The sequence below is a fragment of the Dietzia sp. DQ11-38-2 genome (genome assembly GCF_014145055.1).
GTDB lineage: Bacteria > Actinomycetota > Actinomycetes > Mycobacteriales > Mycobacteriaceae > Dietzia.
The window spans coordinates 1-3,108 of sequence record NZ_JAALDW010000437.1 but is presented as its reverse complement, the minus strand read 5'-3'; the positions used below and the strand labels follow the sequence as shown (position 1 = coordinate 3,108).

Here is a 3,108-nt window from a genome sequence, read left to right as displayed (position 1 = left end):
CGGTGAGCACGCCCCGCTGCCGGAGGGAGCGGATCTGCCCGAGCACGCTCACGCCACCGTCCTGCCCGTCGGCGGCGGGCTGACCGTCGTCACGCTCTGATCCACACCGCACCGGGCGGCGGCCGGCCGGCGCCCGTGGCGCCGTCTCAGCCCGGCAGCGACGTGACCGAATTCTTGGACACGCTCACCACGCCGCCGGCACTGACGGGGAACCGCAGGCGGTCGCGTTCGTGGTCGACCCCGATCACATCACCCGCGCCGATCTGGCAGTTCTTGTCCACGATCGCCTTGCGCACCACGGCGCCGCGGCCGATCCGGACTCCGGGCATGAGCACGCTGCCCTCCACCACGGCGCCGTCCTCCACGACCACGTTGTTGGAGACCACGGAGTTGCGCACGGTGGCCGCGGAGATGATCGTGCCCGCCCCCACCATCGACTCCTGGGACATCCCACCGTTGACGAACTTGGCGGGCGGCAGGTTGTCCTGTTGCGTACGGATGGGCCACAGCTTGTTGTAGAGGTTGAAGACCGGGTGCACCGAGACCAGATCCACGTGGGCGTCGTAGAAGGCGTCGATGGTCCCGACGTCGCGCCAGTACCCCCTGTCGCGCTCCGTCTCGCCGGGGACCCGGTTCCGCGCGAAGTCGTACACGTACGCGCGCTGCTGTTCCACCAGCGCGGGGATGATGTCCCCGCCCATGTCGTGGGTGGAATCCGGCTTCTCCGCGTCGGCCTTGAGGGCGTCGACGAGCGCGTCCGCGGTGAAGATGTAGTTGCCCATCGAGGCGAAGGTCGCGTCGGGGTCGTCCGGGGTGCCCGGTGGATCGGAGGGCTTCTCGACCCAGTCGCGGATCAGGTCGTCCTCCCCCGCGTCGATGCAACCGAAGGCGAAGGCCTCACGTCGCGGGACCCGGATCCCGGCGACCGTGACCGCGGCTCCCGTCTCGATGTGGTGCTCCAGCATCTGACGGGGATCCATGCGGTACACGTGGTCCGCCCCGAAGACGACGATGTGGTCGGGCCTCTCGTCGTAGACCAGGTTCAACGACTGGAGGATGGCGTCCGCCGAACCGGTGTACCACCGGGGTCCGAGCCGCTGCTGCGCGGGGACGGGGGTGATGTACTCACCACCCATCCCGCTCATGTGCCACACCTGCGAGATGTGCCGGTCGAGGGAGTGCGACTTGTACTGGGTGAGGACGCAGATCCGCATGAAGCCGGCGTTGACGAGGTTGCTCAGGACGAAGTCGATCAACCTGTAGGACCCGCCGAACGGGACCGCTGGTTTGGCGCGGTCCGCCGTGTGCGGAAAGAGTCGCTTGCCCTCGCCACCGGCGAGGACTATTGCTAGGACGTGCGGCTGGTTCCTCACACCCCCACCGTAACGATTTCCGGGCCGCCGACGCGGGCCATCGCGGGACTTGCCCCCGCTCTGCCCCGGCAGGACACCCCGTGGTCGGGCGGGGTTCACCCGCAACGCTCCAGGGGACGTCGCGGACGGCTAGGTTGGCCGGTGTGCGAGTAGCGATGATGACGAGGGAGTATCCGCCGGAGGTCTACGGCGGGGCGGGCGTCCACGTGACCGAACTGGTGGCCACCCTGAGGCCGCTGTGTGAGGTGGACGTCCTGTGCATGGGCGCCGACCGGGACTCCGCCCGGGCGTTCCGCCCTGATCCGGAGCTGGGCGAGCACGCCAACCCCGCGATCCGCACCCTCTCGGCGGGCCTGCGCATGTGTGTGGCCGCGGAAGGGGCGGACATCGTCCACTCCCACACCTGGTACACGGGCCTCGCAGGCCACCTCGCCGGGGAGCTCTACGGGATCCCGCACGTGGTGTCCGCCCACTCGCTGGAACCCAGCCGCCCCTGGAAGGCGGAACAGCTCGGCGGGGGTTACCGCGTCTCGTCGTGGTCCGAGCGCAACGCCTTCGCACACGCGGACGCGGTGGTCGCCGTGAGTGCGCGGATGAAGGACGAGATCCTCCGCGTCTACCCCGAGGTCGACCCGGAGAAGATCCACGTGATCCTCAACGGTATCGACACCTCCGTGTGGTCGCCGGGCGAGACCTTCACCGGCGAGGACTCCGTCCTCCGCCGCCACGGTGTCGACCCGGACCGCCCGATCGTCGCGTTCGTCGGACGCATCACCCGTCAGAAGGGTGTGCCCCACCTGGTCCGTGCCGCCCGCGACTTCCACCCGGACGCCCAGCTCGTGCTGTGCGCCGGTGCGCCGGACACCCCGGAGATCGGGGCCGAGATGGAGTCCCTGGTCGGCGATCTGCAGTCCACCCGTGACGGCGTGTTCTGGCTCCGCGACATGTTGCCGCGCGACGAGGTCATCGAGATCCTCTCCGCCGCCACGGTGTTCGCGTGCCCGTCCGTGTACGAACCCCTCGGGATCGTCAACCTGGAGGCGATGGCGTGCGACACCGCGGTCGTGGCCTCCGATGTCGGGGGGATCCCGGAGGTCGTCGTCGACGGTGAGACCGGCATCCTCGTCCATTACGACGAGTCGGACCCGGACGCCTTCGAGGCCGGCCTCGCCGCCGCGGTCAACGAGCTGGTGGCCGACCCCGCCAAGGCCGCCGCCTACGGCCGTGCCGGTCAGGAGCGGGCCCGGACCCGGTTCGCGTGGGAGGCGATCGCCGAGCAGACCCACGCGATGTACGCCTCACTCCTGTAGAGACCTGCGGAAGGACCGCACCTCGACGTGGACGCGGAGAGGAGCGTCGCCCACCCCTACCGCGGCCTCGACGCCGGCGCGGTTCAGGTGCACGCCACTGGGCCCCATGAGCGCGAGGTCCGCGGCGATCCGCGCGGGAACCTCCGTGGTGACATCGACCACCCGGACCGGGCCGGGATCGAAGCCTGCGGCCAGTCGGGTGTCGAGACGCTGCGCCTTGTCCGCCGCGGGCGCGAGCATCCCGGCACGGGACCTCAGGGGCTCGAGGTGGCCCGGGCCCGGCACCGCGACGACCAGTGTCCCGCCCGGACGCAGGACCCGCGCGAACTCGGCGGGGTTCCTGGGGGCGAAGACCACCTGGACCACGTCGACGCACCCGTCCTCCAGGGGCAGTCCGTCCCACGTGTCGACGACGAGAGCCGCGA

General features: G+C 70.3%; 2 protein-coding genes and 1 pseudogene. 1 reads left to right on the top strand and 2 read right to left on the bottom strand.

All coding sequences use genetic code 11. The features are described from left to right. Positions 1-146: 146 nt before the first annotated feature. Positions 147-1,373, bottom strand: coding sequence for a glucose-1-phosphate adenylyltransferase (gene glgC / locus G6026_RS13925; RefSeq protein ID WP_107756750.1), 1,227 nt, complete (start codon positions 1,371-1,373; stop codon positions 147-149). A 143-nt stretch (positions 1,374-1,516) separates the two neighbouring features. Here glgC and glgA point away from each other — a divergent pair, with 143 nt between their 5' ends. Further along, entirely contained in the window at positions 1,517-2,683 is a 1,167-nt protein-coding gene (gene glgA, locus G6026_RS13920; protein ID WP_347238113.1) for a glycogen synthase, read from the top strand. Here the strand turns inward: glgA and G6026_RS13915 are convergent. Further along, positions 2,672-3,108, bottom strand: a pseudogene (locus G6026_RS13915) (methyltransferase type 11); the annotation flags it as partial. The gene glgA and the pseudogene G6026_RS13915 overlap by 12 nt on opposite strands.